Annotated in this window: 15 protein-coding genes and 1 riboswitch; of the genes, 9 read left to right on the top strand and 6 right to left on the bottom strand. The window is 66.9% G+C overall.

Going from position 1 to position 17,017, the window contains the following annotated elements; translation table 11 throughout:
• Positions 1-31 precede the first annotated feature (31 nt).
• Entirely contained in the window at positions 32-610 is a 579-nt protein-coding gene (locus ACPXCG_RS06680) for a hypothetical protein (protein ID WP_425790273.1), read from the bottom strand.
• 106 nt (positions 611-716) lie between these two features.
• Here ACPXCG_RS06680 and ACPXCG_RS06675 point away from each other — a divergent pair, with 106 nt between their 5' ends.
• Positions 717-1,235, top strand: coding sequence for a DUF4282 domain-containing protein (locus tag ACPXCG_RS06675; protein ID WP_425790271.1), 519 nt, complete (start codon positions 717-719; stop codon positions 1,233-1,235).
• Positions 1,236-1,356: 121 nt separating this feature from the next.
• Here the strand turns inward: ACPXCG_RS06675 and ACPXCG_RS06670 are convergent, their stop codons facing one another.
• Complete coding sequence (locus ACPXCG_RS06670; RefSeq protein WP_425790269.1) at positions 1,357-2,550, bottom strand: hypothetical protein; 1,194 nt, start codon at positions 2,548-2,550, stop codon at positions 1,357-1,359.
• Between the two features lie 174 nt (positions 2,551-2,724).
• Between ACPXCG_RS06670 and ACPXCG_RS06665 the strand changes: the two genes are divergently transcribed.
• Positions 2,725-3,234 carry a DUF5709 domain-containing protein gene (locus tag ACPXCG_RS06665; RefSeq protein ID WP_425790267.1) on the top strand — a complete coding sequence of 170 codons (510 nt, stop codon included), beginning with the start codon at positions 2,725-2,727 and terminating at the stop codon, positions 3,232-3,234.
• A gap of 7 nt (positions 3,235-3,241) precedes the next feature.
• On the opposite strand, the gene ACPXCG_RS06660 is transcribed toward ACPXCG_RS06665, so the two are convergent.
• Complete coding sequence (locus tag ACPXCG_RS06660) at positions 3,242-3,970, bottom strand: Clp protease N-terminal domain-containing protein (RefSeq protein ID WP_425790265.1); 729 nt, start codon at positions 3,968-3,970, stop codon at positions 3,242-3,244.
• 261 nt (positions 3,971-4,231) lie between these two features.
• Between ACPXCG_RS06660 and egtB the strand changes: the two genes are divergently transcribed.
• The 3 genes from egtB (at position 4,232) to ACPXCG_RS06645 (ending at position 6,970) form a co-directional block, all read left to right on the top strand.
• Entirely contained in the window at positions 4,232-5,473 is a 1,242-nt protein-coding gene (gene egtB / locus ACPXCG_RS06655; RefSeq protein WP_425790515.1) for an ergothioneine biosynthesis protein EgtB, read from the top strand.
• Complete coding sequence (gene egtD / locus ACPXCG_RS06650; RefSeq protein WP_425790263.1) at positions 5,470-6,426, top strand: L-histidine N(alpha)-methyltransferase; 957 nt, start codon at positions 5,470-5,472, stop codon at positions 6,424-6,426. Before egtB ends, egtD begins: the two co-directional genes overlap by 4 nt.
• A gap of 163 nt (positions 6,427-6,589) precedes the next feature.
• Positions 6,590-6,970 carry an SHOCT domain-containing protein gene (locus ACPXCG_RS06645; protein WP_425790261.1) on the top strand — a complete coding sequence of 127 codons (381 nt, stop codon included), beginning with the start codon at positions 6,590-6,592 and terminating at the stop codon, positions 6,968-6,970.
• A 174-nt stretch (positions 6,971-7,144) separates the two neighbouring features.
• Here ACPXCG_RS06645 and ACPXCG_RS06640 read toward each other — a convergent pair whose 3' ends face one another.
• On the bottom strand, positions 7,145-7,927 hold the full coding sequence (locus ACPXCG_RS06640; protein ID WP_425790259.1) for an HAD-IIA family hydrolase: 783 nt from the start codon (positions 7,925-7,927) through the stop codon (positions 7,145-7,147).
• Positions 7,928-8,053: 126 nt separating this feature from the next.
• Here ACPXCG_RS06640 and ACPXCG_RS06635 point away from each other — a divergent pair, with 126 nt between their 5' ends.
• From ACPXCG_RS06635 to ACPXCG_RS06620, 4 genes are read left to right on the top strand one after another with little or no spacing between them, the layout of a single operon-like run.
• Entirely contained in the window at positions 8,054-9,037 is a 984-nt protein-coding gene (locus ACPXCG_RS06635; protein ID WP_425790257.1) for an ABC transporter permease, read from the top strand.
• A gap of 1 nt (position 9,038) precedes the next feature.
• A complete protein-coding gene (locus ACPXCG_RS06630) occupies positions 9,039-10,079 on the top strand; it encodes an ABC transporter permease (protein ID WP_425790255.1) in 1,041 nt (346 codons plus the stop codon).
• Positions 10,076-12,208 carry a dipeptide ABC transporter ATP-binding protein gene (locus ACPXCG_RS06625; protein ID WP_425790253.1) on the top strand — a complete coding sequence of 711 codons (2,133 nt, stop codon included), beginning with the start codon at positions 10,076-10,078 and terminating at the stop codon, positions 12,206-12,208. Before ACPXCG_RS06630 ends, ACPXCG_RS06625 begins: the two co-directional genes overlap by 4 nt.
• Positions 12,205-13,863 carry an ABC transporter family substrate-binding protein gene (locus tag ACPXCG_RS06620; RefSeq protein WP_425790251.1) on the top strand — a complete coding sequence of 553 codons (1,659 nt, stop codon included), beginning with the start codon at positions 12,205-12,207 and terminating at the stop codon, positions 13,861-13,863. The genes ACPXCG_RS06625 and ACPXCG_RS06620 overlap by 4 nt, the downstream gene beginning before the upstream one ends.
• Positions 13,864-14,184: 321 nt before the next feature.
• Here the strand turns inward: ACPXCG_RS06620 and thiD are convergent, their stop codons facing one another.
• Positions 14,185-15,039 (bottom strand): bifunctional hydroxymethylpyrimidine kinase/phosphomethylpyrimidine kinase, encoded by an 855-nt coding sequence (gene thiD / locus ACPXCG_RS06615; protein ID WP_425790249.1) that lies wholly within the window; start codon positions 15,037-15,039, stop codon positions 14,185-14,187.
• Positions 15,036-16,706 (bottom strand): phosphomethylpyrimidine synthase ThiC, encoded by a 1,671-nt coding sequence (thiC, locus tag ACPXCG_RS06610; protein WP_425790247.1) that lies wholly within the window; start codon positions 16,704-16,706, stop codon positions 15,036-15,038. The genes thiD and thiC overlap by 4 nt, the downstream gene beginning before the upstream one ends.
• A riboswitch (TPP riboswitch) is annotated at positions 16,696-16,810 on the bottom strand. Its footprint overlaps the gene before it by 11 nt.
• Positions 16,811-17,017 lie beyond the last annotated feature (207 nt).

Genomic DNA, 17,017 nt, shown 5'->3' with positions numbered 1-17,017 from the left:
GAGCGGGCCGGCTCGCCGTCGTCGATGACTCTCAGGCGATGGCGAGCCCATCGAACGTGACCGACGCCCGCGCCGACGCCGCGTTGGGCGGGAGTCGGTCGACGAGTCGGTTGATCATCACCAGCACGTCGTGGCTGTGGGTCAGCCGGGCACTGTCGATGAGTGCGGTGTCGGCGGAGATCATCGCCAGCGGGTCGGCCTCGCCGCGGTGCGCGACCGCCGCCGCGAGCAGCCGGCGGGCCTGATCCGGATCGGCATCCCACAGCGCGTCGGCAGTGGTCAGGTAGAGGCGGACCGCGGGTGGATAGTCGTGCAGGTGGAGCAGCGCCCATGCCCAGTGTTTGGCCACGTCGACGGTGTCGGTCTGGCCGGGTCCATGGGTCCGCACGTACTTCCCGTGGAGTTCACGGCACAACGGCGTCGAGTCGGCCCAGAGGTGCAGCTGTGACATGCACCGGACGCAGTCGTGCAGATTCGACAGGTACTTGATCGAGTACGGACCCTCACGACGGGACCGAATCTCACGCAGTACCGAGAATTCGGCGAGGGCATGGGTGTATTCGCCCGCCGAGAGCAGGCCCTCCGCCTCGTCCTGCATCTCTTCGATCATTCCTCGATTGTCCCGGTTACCGGCCGGTCGCGAGTGATTTCGTCCGATAAGGCGCAAAAGGGCTGTGACCGCCCGACATCACACGCACCGTTGCTAATCTCGCGCCATGACATCAGGAGATCCCACGAATCCGAACGATCCGAACGGTCCCGGGTACACCCCGCCCGGCGGGCATACCCCGCCGCCCGGCTACGGGTCCCAGCCGCCCGGAGGTGGCTATGGGACACAGCCGACCGGTGGCTACGGGCCGCCGGCGGGTGGGGGCTATGGCGCCCAGCCGGCCGGTGGGTTCGGTGGCTATCCGGCCGCGCCGCCGCCCGGCCCCGGCCAGGCATCGTCGAAAGGGTTCTTCTCGGCCCTGTTCGACTTCGGTTTCAACTCGTTCGTGACACCGGCGCTCGTGAAGGTCGTGTACATCCTCGGCACGATTGTTCTCGCCATCGGTGTCATCTTCTTCATCATCGCCGGGTTTGTGGAGAGCATCGGTGCCGGTATCGCGGCCCTGATCCTGGCCCCGATCATCGGGTTGATCTACCTCGCGTTCCTGCGGGTGACCCTGGAGCTCTACTACGCGGTGGTCCGACTGTCCGAAGACGTCCACCATCGTGGCAACGGGCGGCTGTAACAGGCACCGCTGAAACAGGCACCGCAGAACAGGCACCGCAGATGCGAACAGGCCGCCGGCCCGATGGGGCGGCGGCCTGTTCGTCTGACGAGATCTTTACTGCGAGATCTCTACTGCGAGATCAGTACTGCTGATTCGGCGGGTATGGCGGCGGCGTCGCAGCGGCCATACCCGCGGCCGCGATCTGCCCACCGGTGAAGAACCGATAGGCGTAGGTGCTCGCGATCATGGTGACCGGGATCGACACCAGGAGCCCGACGAGGCAGAGGATGGCGCCGACGATGTTGAGTCCGATGCTGGCCAGGGCCAGCAGGAACAGCGGACCGGCGTTCTTGCTGATCACCGAGAAGCTCGCCTTGATGCCCGAGATCGCGTCCTGGTCGCGATCAACCACGAAGGTGAGGGACCAGTAGGTGAGGAAGGCGAAGATGATGCCCGGGATGATCAGCAGGATGAGGCCGATGTAGGTGCCGATCGCGACGAGCAGCGCCGTGATGATCACCGGTCCGAAGTTGAGCCGGAAGAAGTTCCCGATCGCCGGCTTGCCGCCGTCGAGCTCATCCAGTGCGCCGCGGACGAACGCACCCTGGAACACATAGCCGACGATCGCGCTGATGATGCCGAAGAGCAGATTGATCCACAGGACCCGGCCGTAGTCGGACGACACATTGCCGATCCAGCCGATCACGCCCGAGACGACGAGCGCGATCAGGATCATCAGGATCCAGGGAAGTGCGTTGTCCTTGTAACGATTCCAGCCGTAGCTGATCGCATCGCCGACCGAGAACTGTGATGTCGCGGGTGCGCCGTAGCCCGAAGCCCCGGGTACCGCCCCGTACGCACCACCCGGCGGCGGACCGTAACCACCCGGCGGGGGCCCGTATCCGCCCGGCTGTCCACCGGGGGGTGGCGGAGGCGGATAGCTGCCTCCGGGTGGCGGATAGTTGCCCCCGGGCGGTGGGTAACCGCCTCCCGGCGATGGGTATCCCGATCCGGGCGGGGGAGATCCCGGCGGTGGGTATCCCGATCCCGGCGGGGGCGACCCGGGTGGCGGGTACGACCCGGGCGGTGGGTAACCGCCTTCGGGCGGCGGCGGGTTTGATCCGGGTGGTGGGCCCGATCCCGGCGGAGGGGTCGATCCCGGGGGAGGGGTCGATCCCGGGGGAGGGGTCGATCCAGGCGGCGGGTTTGATCCGGGTGGTGGGTAGGAGGGCGGCGGATTTCCCGCGGCGGGTTCCGGGGCCTGCCCCGGGTATCCGGCGCCGTCGTCGGGCTCGGGGTTGCCGGGATTGCGTGGATCGGGCGGTGTGGTCATGGGTCGCAGGATACGGAACTGCGTCCGCGGACCACGGTGTTTCCGGGTCTCCGCGGCGTGTCAGTGGCGAGAATGCTTCGGACGCTCGACGACACCCCGCGGCTCCCGTGTCGACCGTGCGACGATTCGCTGTCGTGGTGGATTCCACCCGTCGGTACTGGCATCGTGAAGGTCGTGAGTGACATCGGCAGCACCCCGGAAGGGTCCGACGGCGAATACAGCCTCGACGACGACGACCAGCTCCAGCCCGAGGACACCCTCGACGATCGCGGTGTCGACGATGTTCTCGACGAGGGCTACTCGCCGCCGGATCATCGCCCGAGCGGCGCCCGACGGGGGCTCACCTCGCAGGAGCAGCGCGACGGCGAGACCCTCGACGAGCGGCTCTCCGAGGAGGAACCCGACATCGGTGCGAGCGATCCGCTCGACGACATCAAAAAAGACTGGCGCTCACACGCTTCCGACCGTGACGACGCGTACGACGACAGCGATCAGGCCGGCGGTGGCCGGGCCGGTCGGCTGATCGCGCCCGACGAGGGCACCGGCGTCGACGACGAGCAGGAGTCCTTCGCCGCCGACGCCGGCATCGACGGGGCGGGCGCCTCGGCCGAGGAGGCCGCGGTGCACTACATCGACGACGACACCGTCGAGGAATCCGAAGAAGCCGACGGAGATGGCGACTGACCTCGGATCACTTCGTGAACTGGGCGAGGGTCTCCCGGATGAACGTCCGCGCCGGATCGACCTCCACGCCCAGTGACTCCAGGACGGCCGCCACCGGCGGGTCCGTGAACAGCGCCAGCAGAAGATGCTCGGTGCCGACATAGTTGTGGCCCATCTCCAGCGCGGTGCTCACCGTCGTCTCGAGTACCGCCTTGGACCGATCGTCGAACGGGACGAGTGACTTCTTGTCGCCGCGGGTCTCCTCGGCGGCGCGGGCCTCCGGTGTGCAGGCCGCGGCCAGCGTCGTCAGTTCGACGCCCTGCGCACGCAGCGTCAGGTCGGCCACCGACTCGGGCGCGACGGCGAGGCCGCGGGCGAGATGTTCCGGGGTGACGGACTCGCTGTACTCGCCGATGGCGAGGTTGTTGGCCTCGGCCACCACGTTCCGGGCCCGAGGGGTGAAGCGCCCGAACGGGTTCGACTCCTCGGAGAGCGGCGTATCCGGGGTGCGCGGGACGAACCGCTTCTGCGCGGCCTGCTTGCTGACGCCCATGCTCGACCCGATCTCGGTCCACGACGCCCCCGCACGGCGGGCCTGGTCGACGAAGTGTCCGATGAGGTGATCGGCGACCTCGCCGAGGTGTTCGGCGGTGACGACGGCGTTGGAGAGTTGATCGAGCGGATCGTCGTGCACGGTCCGGATGGCCGCGATGAGGTCGTCGAGGCGGACGTTCTTCATGATGACTGGTTCGGACATACGTCAACACTAGGTTGACGGCCATGCACCGTCAACCCGTAGTTGACGACACCTGGCGACGGCGCGATACGGGATGCGCAAAATTGTCGGTGGCATGTGATGCGATGGCGCGTGGCCTCGGGGCGATTCGTTGACAGCGGTACCGACCGTGGGAACGATGGAGGTTCGAGGGTTGCCCGTCCGTCCCGACCACGTGCCAGGTCACACAGAAAACGGGAGGTACCAGTGAGCATCACCAACCGGCCCGCGCCGGCGTCCGCCATGCCCTCGAGCTTGGCGAACGACCCGAGTCCACGCAGATTCCTCGATGTCCGTGCCCTGACCGACGTCTTGACCGCGAACTTGTCCGCCGAGGACCAGACGCCGCAGTCGATGACCGACGCCAGCCCGGCCAAATGGCATCGTGCCCACGTCACGTGGTTCTTCGAGGAGTTCATCCTCCGTAGCGACCCGTCGTATGCGGTGTACGACGAGACCTACCGCTACCTGTTCAACAGCTATTACGAGGCGGTCGGTGCCCGGCATCCACGACCGGAGCGCGGGCTGGTGACGCGTCCCGGGATCGCCGACATCGCCCACTATCGCGAATACGTCGACAGTGCGATGGTCGATGCGCTCGAGCGCGGTGCCATCGATGACGACCTGCTGGCGCTGGTCGAGCTCGGGTGCAACCACGAGCAGCAGCACCAGGAATTGTTGCTGATGGACATCAAGCACCTCTTCTCCACACATGCCTTCGCCCCGGTCTATGTCGATCGCGAGGCCGACGACGCCGACGTCCGGGAACCCCTCACGTGGCGGTCGCTGACCGGTGGGATCACCGAGATCGGCGCCCACCGAGGACCCGACGCAGCGTTCGCCTACGACAACGAGGGACCGCGCCACCGCGTCTTCCTCGAGGACTTCGAGATCGCCGAACGAGCGGTGACCAACGCCGAATGGCTCGAGTTCATGGCCGACGACGGTTATCGCCGACCGGAGCTGTGGCTGTCCGACGGCTGGGCTCACATCCACGAAACCGGTTGGCAAGCACCGGAATATTGGCAGTTCAGCGATGGTGAGTGGACCACCTTCACGCTGTCCGGTCGTCGTCGCGTGGCACTCGACGAGCCGGTCGTGCACGTCTCGTTCTACGAGGCCGACGCATATGCCCGGTGGGCAGGTGCCCGTCTGCCCACCGAATTCGAGTGGGAGGCCGCCGCGGCCACTGCCGGAGACGCACGCGGACAACTGCTCGATCCGGCGCGGTGCCATCCGGGCCGGGCCGGGACCTCGATGGTCGGGGATGTCTGGGAATGGACCGCCAGTGCCTACCTGCCGTATCCGGGGTTCGTCCCGGCCAACGGTGCGGTCGGCGAGTACAACGGGAAGTTCATGTGCGATCAGCATGTGCTGCGGGGCGCCAGCGCGGTGACGCCACCGGGCCACGAGCGGGTGACCTACCGGAACTTCTTTCCGGCCCATGCCAGGTGGGCATTCTCCGGCCTGCGGCTGGCCCGATGACAGTCAGCATCGACGACGCGCTTGCCGTCGACGCCGTGGCGGGCCTGTGGGCCGATCCGCCGACCCTCCCGACGAAGTGGCTCTACGACGAGCGTGGGAGCCTGCTGTTCGACGAGATCACGCGAGTACCCGAGTACTACCCGACCCGTCGGGAGACCGCGATCCTGCGCGCGAGCAGTGCCGATATCGCGGCGGTGACGGACGCGGCCATGATGGTCGAGTTCGGTTCCGGCACCTCGACCAAGACCCGACTGCTGTTGCGCGCCTTCGCCGAGCGGGCCGCCGCCGCGGGGCGGTCGTTCACGTACGTGCCGCTCGACGTCAGCACCGAGATCCTCGAGTCGTCGTCGGCGGAGCTGTCCCTGGACTATCCGGACATCGGCGTCGAACCCATGGTCGCGGACTTCACGAGCCCCGATCTCACGCTGCCCGCCGCCGGCGGACCGCGAATCGCCGTCTTCCTCGGCGGAACCATCGGCAACTTCGATGTACCCGAGCGCGGGGCATTCCTCCGCACGCTCGCAGATGCGCTCGCGCCCGGTGACTATTTCCTGCTCGGGGCGGATCTCATCAAGGACACCGGCCGACTGGTCGCGGCGTACAACGACAAGGCCGGGGTGACCGCGGATTTCAATCGAAACATGATCGAGGTGCTGCGTACCGGACTCGACGCGCAGGGTCTCTACGTCGACGACTTCGACCACATCGCGCGATGGAATCCCGTCCGCCACCGGATCGAGATGTGGCTTCGGGCGCGCCGCGACATCGATGTGTACTTCGCTGCGCTGGACCGACGGTGGCGACTGACGCGGGGCGCCGAGGTCCTCACCGAGATCAGCACGAAGTTCGACCCGGCGGATCTCGCCGACGAACTCGCCGTCGCGGGCCTCGACGTCGTGAAGACGTGGACCGACGACGCGGGAGATTTCCTGCTGACCCTCAGCCGTCGGTGAGGTCGCCGGGCGGCGCATCGCGGCACCGTCGATCGACGCCGGCAAGCGACTCCGGGTGAGCGAATCGTCGCCAAGCCGTGCCTCTGAGTACGGGCTGTGAGAAGCTTTTGACGGCCCGGCGATCCCCGTCGGGGCCGACATTGACATGCAAGGAGCATTTCCCATGTGGGACTCGTTCTGGGACTTCATCTGGTACACGATCGTCATTTTCGCGTTCGTGGCATACCTGATGGTCCTCTGGTTCATCATCACCGACCTGTTCCGCGACAAGAAGGCGTCCGGCTGGCTGAAAGCCGTGTGGGTGATCTTCCTGGTCATCCTCCCGTACATCACCGCGATCGTGTATCTGCTCGTGAAGGGCCGCGGCATGTCCGAGCGGCAGAGCGAGGCGGCACAGCAGGCCAAGCAGGCCACCGACAGTTACATCCAGTCGGTCGCCGGCAAGAGCCCGGCCGAGCACATCGCCGATGCCAAGGGTCTGCTGGACGCCGGGACCATCACGCAGGAGGAGTTCGACGCCCTGAAGGCCAAGGCACTCTCCTGATCTGACGAGGGTCTGATCTGACGAGGGTCTGATCTGACGAGGGCCTGATCCGCTGACGGGTTTCTCGAGTTCACGCCGAGAGAACCCCGATGCTCATCGACAGCACCCGCACTCCTGTCGGAGTCGGGTGCTGTCGGCGTCTTCGGGGTTGCTGTCGGCGAAGTCGCGTCGCGGTCAGCTGCGGAACGGATCCTGGGTGCGCCCCACCAGGTCGGCCACCGAGCCGATCACCTCGGTCGGGCGGTAGGGATACAGCTCCACCGACGCCGGCGTGGAGATGCCGGACAGCACCAGCAGTGTCTGGAGGCCGGCCTCCATCCCGGCGATCACGTCGGTGTCCATCCGGTCGCCGATCATCAAGGTGTGCTCGGAATGTGCGCCCATCTGCCGGAGCGCCGACCGCATCATCAGCGGATTGGGTTTGCCGACGTAGTAGGGGTCGCGTCCGGTGGCCCTGCTGATCAGGGCGGCCACCGCGCCGGTCGCCGGCAACGACCCGCTCGTGGACGGACCGGTGGCGTCCGGGTTGGTGGCGATGAATCGCGCGCCCCGCTCGACGAGCCGGATCGCGGTCGTGATGGCCTCGAACGAATACGTACGCGTCTCGCCGAGGACCACATAGTCGGGGTCCGAATCGGTGATCACGTAGCCGATCTCGTGGAGCGCGGTGGTGAGGCCGGATTCGCCGACGACGTAGGCCGATCCGCCCGGACGCTGCGAATCGAGGAAACGCGCGGTGGCCAGCGCCGACGTCCAGATGGCCGATTCCGGGATGTCGAGACCGATCCGCAGCAGGCGGGCCCGCAGATCCCGTGGCGTGCGGATGGAGTTGTTGGTGAGCACGCTGAACGGCGTGCCGTTCGCGGTCAGTTCGGCGAGAAATGCGTCGGCACCGGGGATCAGGTGCTCCTCGCTGGTGAGCACGCCATCCATGTCCATGAGGTAGTTCCAGGCCATTGCCCGATTATGGTCGCGGTGACACCGTGCCGCGCGGAACCCGGCGAATCGACGGTCGCGCTGACACAATGGGTCGACTGCCGCCGGTCAGCCCCCGGCCGGGACAGCCGGAGTCAGAGGTCGTAGGTGATCGGTTACCTGTGCAAACGCATCGCCGCGTGGGCGGTCCTTGTCTTCGTCGCGACCAACCTCACGTTCTTCCTGGCGACCTGGTTTCTCGATCCGCGGTCGAACTACGCCGAACGCAAACCTCCGCTGCCTCCCGAGGTCGTCGACAACACGCTGACGAGTTACAACCTCAACGACAAGACGCCGGTGTTCGAGCGATGGTGGACCTGGCTGACCGACATCCTGCTGCACTGGGATTGGGGTTCGACGCCGGTGGGCACCAGCGTCAACGCGCAGGTGGGTTTCCGGATCTGGTCGTCGGTGCAGTTGCTCACCGCGGCGACCGTGCTGGCGACGCTGCTGGGTATCGCGCTCGGCGTCTACACGGCCCTGCGGCACTACCGATTGGCCGACCGCGCATGGCAACTGGTCTCGATCGTGATGATCAACATACCCATCGCGGTGGCCGGCCTGGCGGTGGTGCTCCTGGGCATCGCGGTCAATCAGCGGGTGGGGCACACGGTGGTGTACGTGGCCGGGTCGTCGAGCATCGACGTGCACGGGTTCTTCCCGGTACTGGCCGATCGGATCAAACACCTGATCCTGCCGACGATCACGCTGGTCGCCGTGCAATATGCGGGACTGCACCTCATGCAGCGCTCGCTGTTGCTCGACACCATCGATGCGGATTACGTCCGGACCGCCCGTGCCAAGGGGCTCAGGCGCGGGGTCGCGGTACGACGACATGCGTTGCGCACCGCGATCATCCCGGTGGCCGTCGGAGTGGCCTTCGCGATCCCGGCGGTGTTCACCGGCGCCGTCATCACGGAGACGATCTTCGGGTGGGAGGGGATGGGCCGCTACTTCGTCACGTCCATCAACACCAACGACGTGTACGGCGCGGTGGCCGTGGCCGCCTTCGGCGCCCTGGCCACCGCGGTCGGCGCGATCCTCGCCGATCTGGCGGTGGTCTACCTCGATCCACGAGTGCGGGTGACCTGACATGGTGATGATGCCTCCGGAACCGTCCCGGAACGACCGGTCCCGAGACGCCGATTCGAAGCACTTCCATGGGCGGGGCGCGCATGACCCGACGGCCACCGCGCCCATCATGGGTGAGACGGGTGGGCTGCTCGCCGACGGTGTCGGTCCGGTCGAGGGCAGCCTGCAGACCCCGATCGCCCGGCGGCGCCTGGGACGCGGCGCGCTCATCGCGCGGCGGTTCGCACGTCACCGTTCGGCGCTGGTCGGCCTGGTGATCTTCGCGATCCTGGTCTGCTTCGCGCTCTTCGGCGGTCTGTTCACCACGTACTCGTACACCGACACCGACTTCCTGGCGATCGGGTTCCCGCCGTCGTCCGGGCATTGGTTCGGCACCAACGACGCGGGCAACGACCTGTACGCGCAGGTCGTGCACGGTCTGCAACGATCACTCATCATCGCGTTGTCGGTCTCGTTGGGCACCACGGTGATCGCCGCTTTCGTCGGTGCCCTCGCCGCCTATTTCGGCGGATGGGTGCAGCGGCTGATCCTCGGTGTCATCTATCTTCTTCTCGTGGTGCCGACCTTCCTGATCCTGGCGCTGATCTCCAACAAGACCGGCGGTGACTGGCGCTGGCTCATTGTGGTCCTCACCCTGACCGGCTGGATGATGTTGGCGCGCATCATCCACTCCATGGCCCAGTCGATCCGGGAGCGTGACTATGTATCGGCCGCACGCTATCTGGGGGAGCCGCCCATCACGATCGTCGCCCGCCACATCCTGCCCAACCTCGCCTCGTTGCTGGTGATCAACTTCGCGCTCGGCGTGGTGGCAACGGTCCTCGCCGAGACCGGTCTGTCCTTCCTCGGCCTCGGCGTGAAGATCCCCGACGTCACGCTCGGCGCTCTGCTCCAGTCGGGGACCGGAGCACTGTTCGCATCGCCCTGGCTGTTCTACTTCCCCGCCGCGGTGTTGACCTTGCTGACCGTGTCGATGGCGCTGATCGCCGATGGACTTCGCGACGCACTGGACCCGACCTCCGGATCGGGGGCTCGCGCATGAGCAGCTCGACCGGCCCTGGCGCCGAACCGGTGCTGTCTGTGCGGGATCTGCGGGTGTCCTTCGGATCCGAGGCAGGTCGGGTCGACGCGGTCCGCGGCCTCTCGTTCGACGTGTCCGCGTCGTCGACGCTGGCGGTGGTCGGCGAGTCGGGCTCCGGGAAATCGGTGTCCGCGTTGGCGGTCCTGGGGCTTCTCCCGGAATCCGCGGTGGTGAGTGGATCGGTCACCCTGGACGGACGCGAACTGCTCGGGCTGGCCGACAAGGAGATGTCGACGATCCGGGGGCGGGAGATCTCGATGATCTTCCAGGACCCGCTCTCGTCGTTGACGCCCGTCTTCACCGTCGGTGCCCAGATCGTCGAGGCGCTCAAGGCGCATCAGGAGATCGGTACCAAGGCGGCGATGGCACGGGCGGTCGAGCTACTCGAGCTCGTGGGAATCCCGGACCCCGCCCGGCGGGTCAAGGCATTCCCGCACGAACTGTCCGGTGGTATGCGCCAGCGCGTGATGATCGCGATGGCCATCGCGAACGATCCTGCGGTGATCGTCGCCGACGAACCGACCACCGCCCTCGATGTCACCATCCAGGCGCAGATCATGTCGTTGCTGCGGACTGCGCAGGCCGAGACCGGTGCGGCCATCCTGCTCATCACCCACGATCTCGCGGTGGTGGCGGGCGCCGCCGACGACGTGGTGGTGATGTACGGGGGCCGGGCCGTCGAACGCGCCGCCGCGCAACCACTGTTCGACACACCACGGATGCCCTACACGATCGGGCTGCTCGGGGCGGTGCCGCGAGTGGACCGGATCGCCGAATCGCTCACGCCGATCCCCGGTACACCGCCGGTGCTCATCGATCCGCCGTCGGCCTGCCAGTTCGCACCACGCTGTCCGATCGCGATCGACGAATGTCTCCGGTACGAACCGGAATTGACACCCGTCGTCGGCGGGGACGGGGCCGTTGACTCTGCGGGAGCCGGGGCCGAGGCGGGTGGGCATGCGGCTGCGTGTGTCCGTGCGCCGGAGATCGGCGACGACGCCACCATCGACGGACAGCCCGTCTACGGCGAACCCGCCGTCGGGACCCGCGAGCCGGTCGCGCCGGGCGGCAACGACCGGCCGGTGATTCTCGAAGTCGCCGGCCTGCGTAAGGAGTTCCCGCTCACCAGTGGGATGATGAAGCGCCGGGTCGGGACGGTTCGGGCGGTCGACGGGGTCTCCTTCGACATCCGCCGCGGTGAGACGATGGCGATCGTCGGCGAGTCGGGCAGCGGGAAATCCACCACCCTGCTCGAGGTGATGGATTTCGGGCAGCCGGCAGGCGTCGTCCGACTGTCCGGGATCGACCCGGCCGAACTGTCCCGACGACGGGCCAGGGTCCTGCGGCGCGAGATGGCGATCGTCTTCCAGGACCCGTCGGAAGCGCTCGATCCGCGGTTCACCGCCTTCGACGTCGTCGGAGAACCGTTGCGCGCACTGGGTTTGTCCAAGCACGACACCGAAGAACGCGTCGGCGGACTACTGCGGCGGGTCGGACTCGATCCGGCGCACGCCGACCGCTATCCGTCGGCCTTCTCGGGCGGACAGCGCCAGCGCCTCGCCATTGCGCGAGCGCTGGCGACCGATCCCAAACTGATCATCCTCGACGAGCCGCTCTCGGCGCTCGACGTCTCGGTACAGGCCGACGTCGTCAATCTCATCCGTCGGTTGCAGGCCGACGGTGACGTCGCGTATCTCGTGGTGGCACATGATCTCTCGGTGGTTCGGCACATGGCCGACCGGGTTGCGGTGATGTACCTCGGCAGGTTCGTCGAGGTGGGTCCGACCGCCACGGTGTTCGACGAGCCGAGGCATCCGTACACCCAGGCCCTGCTGTCGGCCGTCCCGATTCCGGACCCACGTGCCGAGCGTGCCCGCACACCGATCGTGCTGCGCGGCGAGCAGCCGAGTCCCACCGACGAGATCGCCGGGTGTGCGTTCGTGGGCCGGTGTCCACTACATCTCACTCTCGCCGAGACCGAGCGGGCCCGGTGCCGGGATGAGGAACCTGTCCTGGCGGGCGCGGCCGCCGACCACAGTGCGGCGTGCCACTTCACGGACCGGATGCCGATGTCACAGGAGGCGTCGTGAAGCGATTCGTCGTGTTGATCCTCGTGTTCTCCCTGGCGATCATGGGATGTGCAGGCTGTGGCGTGCGATTGGACGACTCGGTGATCTCGACGACCGGTGCCGACCTCAACCCGCAACCGCGGGCGAACGTCCGGGACGGCGGGAGCCTGACCACGGCGATCACCGAGGTGAGTCCGCAGTGGAACACCTTCCAGGCCGACGGCTCCGCGTACACCCTCCTGCTCTGGCGCTGGTACAACCCGACCCTGGCCTACTTCGCGCCCGACGGCACCTACTCGTTCAACCGCGATTACCTCACCGACGTCCGCAAAGAACTGGTGGACGGCAAGACGGTGGTCACGTACACCATCAACCCGAAGGCCCATTACAACGACGGCGCGCCGATCGACTATCGCTCCTTCGTGAACACCTGGCGGTCGAGCAGCGGTGCCGACCCGAACTACATCGTGAGTTCGACCGACGGCTATGACCAGATCGAATCCGTCGCCAGGGGAGTCGACGATCGACAGGCGGTGGTCCGGTTCAAGGGTGTGTGGGCCTGGCCGGACGGGCTCTTCAACTACCTGCTGAACCCGAAGGTCAGCACCGCAGATCTCTACAACCGCGCGTACCTGCAGAACCCGCACGCGGAATGGGGTGCCGGGCCGTACACCATCGGCTCCTACGATCAGAACACCGGCGTCGTCGTGTTCAAGCGCAACCCGCAATGGTGGGGCAACCCCGGCAAACTCGATCGGCGGGCGTTCCGGCAGATGGAGGACCAGGCCGCGATCAATGCGTTCCGCAATGGGGAGCTCGATGCGATCGGGGTCGGCAGCAAGGACTCACGGGCCCAGGTGATCACGATGGGGGGCGTCACGATCCGGACCGCGGCCTCGCCGCAACAGTCCCTCCTGGTGGTGAATCTGGACACGCCGATCCTGAACGATCGGCGGGTGCGCGAGGCAGTGCTTCGCGGCGTCGACCGGAACACGCTGGCACGCATCCGATTCACCGGGCTCAACTACACCGAGCCGCTGCCCGGATCGCTGCAGATGTACTCGTTCCAGCCCGGCTACGAGGACAACGTCAAGGGCGTGGTCGACTACGACCCCGACCGTGCGCGCAGGCTCCTCGACGACGCCGGCTGGCGGGTCGGAGATGACGACGACGGCATCCGGATGAAAGACGGCCGGCGGCTGTCGTTGTCGCTGCCGATCTTGTCCGATTCGCCGGCGATCCAGAACCTGGGTCGCGCCTTTCAGGCCATCCTCAAGCAGATCGGCGTGGACGTGGTGATCGCCCAGCGACCGTCCTCGGATTTCTCGAAGGTCGTCGTGAACAAGGAATTCGACCTGTTCCTGATGGGATTCTCGTCCAGTGATCCGTTCGGGATGGCCTACCTCTGCCAGACGTGGTGCGAGGGATCGCAGCTGAACAAGGCCGGCGCCGGATCACCGGAGCTCGATGCCGAGATCGCCCGGGTGGCACAGATCCCGGAGCCGATGGCCCAGATCTCCGCCGGCAACAAGGTGGAACGGCAGGCGTTCGCGCAGTACTCCGATCTACCGCTGTTCAACGGTCCGGCGATGATCGCGGTCAAGGAGAACCTCGCCAATTACGGTGCGGGGCAGTTCTACATCGGCCCGGTGGAGGACGTGGGCTGGCAAAAGTAGCCCGCCCTGCCGACCCCCACCCCCGCCAACCCCCACCCGAATCCCGCCGACAGCAACCAGTTTCTCGCCGACAGCAACCCATATCCCGTCGACAGCAACGCGAATCTCGTCGAGAGCAACACCCCAGGGCGCCGACGACGATACTCAGACCGCGTGGGCGCGCTTCGGGCCGCGCCGGGGGAAGCCGGGGAACGTTGCTCTCGACGAGATTCGCGTTGCCGTCGGCAGGATCGAGGTTGCTGTCGGCGGAATTGAGGTTGCTGTCGGCGGGATATGGGTTGCTGTCGACGGGACGGGACGGGACGGGACGGGGTGCGGGTATCAGGGGGCGGTGACCCGCCACAGCGGGTTCACCGGACCGTGCCCGGCGCCGAGTGGGTAGGCGGATTCGAGCCCGCGGGTGACCCATCGCTTGGCGAACGACACGGCGTCGGGGACCGAATAGCCGTGGGCGAGCGCGCTCGCGATGGCGGCGGCCAGGGTGTCGCCCGCCCCGTGGTCGTGGGTCGTGGCGATCCTCGGGTGGACGAACTCGTGGAACTCGTCGCCGTCGAACAGAAGGTCGGGACTGTGGTCGGACGATCGCAGATGTCCGCCCTTCACCAGAGCCCAGAGCGCGCCGAGATCATGCAGGGCGTGGGCCGCCGCGCGCTGGGACGTCGCGTCGACCACGTCGATCCCGGTGATCAGGCGGACCTCGTCGAGGTTCGGGGTGACCACCGTCGCCAGGGGAATCAGCCTGGTGCGCAACGTGTCCAGGGCCTCGGTGGCCAGCAGTGCGTCGCCGTGCATCGACGCACACACCGGATCGACGACGAGGGGAACTCCGCGGTCGCGTCCGATGCCGAGGTCGATGCACGCGTCGGCCACCGCCTCGATGATCGGCGCCGACGCGAGCATGCCCGTCTTGGCCGCCCCGACCCCGATGTCGGTGACCACGCTGTGTATCTGCGCGGCGACCGTCTCCGGTTCGATCTCCTGAAATCCCTGGACGCCCAACGAATTCTGCACAGTCACCGCGGTCACCGCCACGCACGCGTGCAGGCCGAGCAGCGCGAAGGTGCGCATGTCGGCCTGGATGCCGGCACCGCCGCCCGAGTCCGACCCCGCGATCGTCAGGACGCGGGCCGGCGTGACACCCGGTGCGGCGGTCGGCAGTCCGAGGTCGTCGCTCATCTGGCGGGGGAACCGCCGGTCGTCGCCTCAAGCGGGAGGTAGACGTGCTTTCCCGCCTCGACGAATTCCGCCGACTTCGCGGCCATCTCCTCGGCGATCTTGCGGTCGATGTCCTCGGCCGTCACGAGCCCGTTCTCCTCGGCATAGGTGCGGACGTCCGCGGAGATCCGCATCGAGCAGAATTTCGGTCCGCACATGGAGCAGAAATGAGCCGTCTTGGCCGGCTCGGCGGGCATCGTCTCGTCGTGGTACTCGCGGGCGGTGTCCGGGTCGAGCGCGAGGTTGAACTGATCTGTCCAACGGAACTCGAAGCGCGCCTTGGACAATGCATCGTCACGTTCCTGCGCGCCGGGGTGGCCCTTGGCGAGGTCGGCGGAGTGGGCGGCGATCTTGTAGGTGATCACTCCGACCTTGACGTCGTCGCGGTTCGGCAGTCCCAGATGCTCCTTCGGCGTGACGTAACACAGCATCGCGGTACCCGCCTGGGCGATGAGTGCTGCGCCGATCGCCGAGGTGATGTGGTCGTAGGCGGGCGCGATGTCGGTCGCCAGCGGTCCGAGGGTGTAGAACGGCGCCTCCTCGCAGAGTTCCTCCTCGAGCCGGACGTTCTCCGCGATCTTGTGCATCGGGACATGGCCCGGGCCTTCGATCATCACCTGCACACCATGCGATTTCGCGATCTTCGTCAGTTCGCCGAGCGTCCGGAGTTCGGCGAACTGCGCCTCGTCGTTCGCGTCGGCGATCGATCCCGGCCGCAGACCGTCGCCCAGTGAGAACGTGATGTCGTAGCGGCGGAAGATCTCGCACAGCTCGTCGTAGTGGGTGTACAGGAACGATTCCTCGTGGTGCGCGAGACACCAGGCCGCCATGATCGATCCGCCGCGCGAGACGATGCCGGTGACGCGGCGAGCCGTCAGCGGCACATAGCGCAGCAGGACACCCGCGTGCACCGTCATGTAGTCGACGCCCTGTTCGGCTTGCTCGATCACGGTGTCGCGGTAGATCTCCCACGTCAGCTTGGTGGGGTCGCCGTTGACCTTCTCGAGGGCCTGATAGATCGGTACGGTGCCCACCGGGACCGGTGAGTTCCGCAGGATCCACTCGCGGGTGATGTGGATGTCCTTGCCGGTGGACAGGTCCATGATCGTGTCGGCGCCCCAGCGTGAGGCCCACACCATCTTCTCGACCTCCTCGGCGATCGAGCTGGTGACCGCGGAGTTGCCGATGTTGGCGTTCACCTTCACCGCGAACGCCTTGCCGATGATCATCGGCTCGGACTCCGGGTGACGATGGTTGGCCGGGATGACGGCCCGTCCGACGGCGACCTCGCTGCGGACGAGTTCCTCGTCGACGCCCTCGCGAGCGGCGATGTAGCGCATCTCGTCGGTGACGATGCCGGCACGTGCCCACGCGAGCTGGGTCGACGCGCCGTCGATCGCGTCCGGACGGTGCCAGGAATCCCTGGTGGGCGCCAGACCGCGCTCGACGTCGATCGTCGCGGTCGCGTCCGTGTATGGGCCGGACGTGTCGTAGACGTCGAGGTGTTCACCGTTGGTGAGTTCGATGCGTCGTTGGGGAATCCGCAGGTGATCGAGTTCGTGGTAGTGCTTGTGGCTGCCCTCGATCGGACCGGTGGTCACGACGGATTCAGATACGGGTGTTCCCATGATGGCTCCCTACGCCGGCATTATCCGGACAGGTTCGGGCGGTCGGCGACCGCCTGTCGCCATCTCAGCCCCCGGTGATCGTGGGAGCCCCCGCGTTGTGCAATTGTGCGGCCGATCGGCCTATCCGACACCCTACGTGCCGAACGACCTCGGCGACCAGTGCACCCGTACCGCGCGATACTTACCCACGCGAAAGCCTGTGCCGGTTTCCTGATACCTACGGGATCGTAGGGTATGGTTTGTGACCGGGATCACAGATGGTCCCAGGTCCGCTGGTGGGAAGGGGAGTCCTGTCATCGGGTCATCTCCCG

The organism is Gordonia sp. DT218 (genome assembly GCF_049847105.1).
Taxonomy (GTDB): domain Bacteria; phylum Actinomycetota; class Actinomycetes; order Mycobacteriales; family Mycobacteriaceae; genus Gordonia.
This window is presented reverse-complemented; position numbering and strand designations above follow the sequence as displayed.

What these genes read in the sequence shown, in the direction of transcription:
- ACPXCG_RS06660 (WP_425790265.1), bottom strand. Translation starts at nt 3,970, where the DNA reads ATGTCCGAACCAGTCATCATGAAGAACGTCCGCCTCGACGACCTCATC.
- thiC (WP_425790247.1), bottom strand. Translation starts at nt 16,706, where the DNA reads ATGGGAACACCCGTATCTGAATCCGTCGTGACCACCGGTCCGATCGAG.
- egtB (WP_425790515.1), top strand. Translation starts at nt 4,232, where the DNA reads ATGCCCTCGAGCTTGGCGAACGACCCGAGTCCACGCAGATTCCTCGAT.
- ACPXCG_RS06630 (WP_425790255.1), top strand. Translation starts at nt 9,039, where the DNA reads ATGGTGATGATGCCTCCGGAACCGTCCCGGAACGACCGGTCCCGAGAC.
- ACPXCG_RS06645 (WP_425790261.1), top strand. Translation starts at nt 6,590, where the DNA reads ATGTGGGACTCGTTCTGGGACTTCATCTGGTACACGATCGTCATTTTC.
- ACPXCG_RS06625 (WP_425790253.1), top strand. Translation starts at nt 10,076, where the DNA reads ATGAGCAGCTCGACCGGCCCTGGCGCCGAACCGGTGCTGTCTGTGCGG.
- thiD (WP_425790249.1), bottom strand. Translation starts at nt 15,039, where the DNA reads ATGAGCGACGACCTCGGACTGCCGACCGCCGCACCGGGTGTCACGCCG.
- ACPXCG_RS06670 (WP_425790269.1), bottom strand. Translation starts at nt 2,550, where the DNA reads ATGACCACACCGCCCGATCCACGCAATCCCGGCAACCCCGAGCCCGAC.
- ACPXCG_RS06640 (WP_425790259.1), bottom strand. Translation starts at nt 7,927, where the DNA reads ATGGCCTGGAACTACCTCATGGACATGGATGGCGTGCTCACCAGCGAG.
- ACPXCG_RS06680 (WP_425790273.1), bottom strand. Translation starts at nt 610, where the DNA reads ATGATCGAAGAGATGCAGGACGAGGCGGAGGGCCTGCTCTCGGCGGGC.
- ACPXCG_RS06675 (WP_425790271.1), top strand. Translation starts at nt 717, where the DNA reads ATGACATCAGGAGATCCCACGAATCCGAACGATCCGAACGGTCCCGGG.
- egtD (WP_425790263.1), top strand. Translation starts at nt 5,470, where the DNA reads ATGACAGTCAGCATCGACGACGCGCTTGCCGTCGACGCCGTGGCGGGC.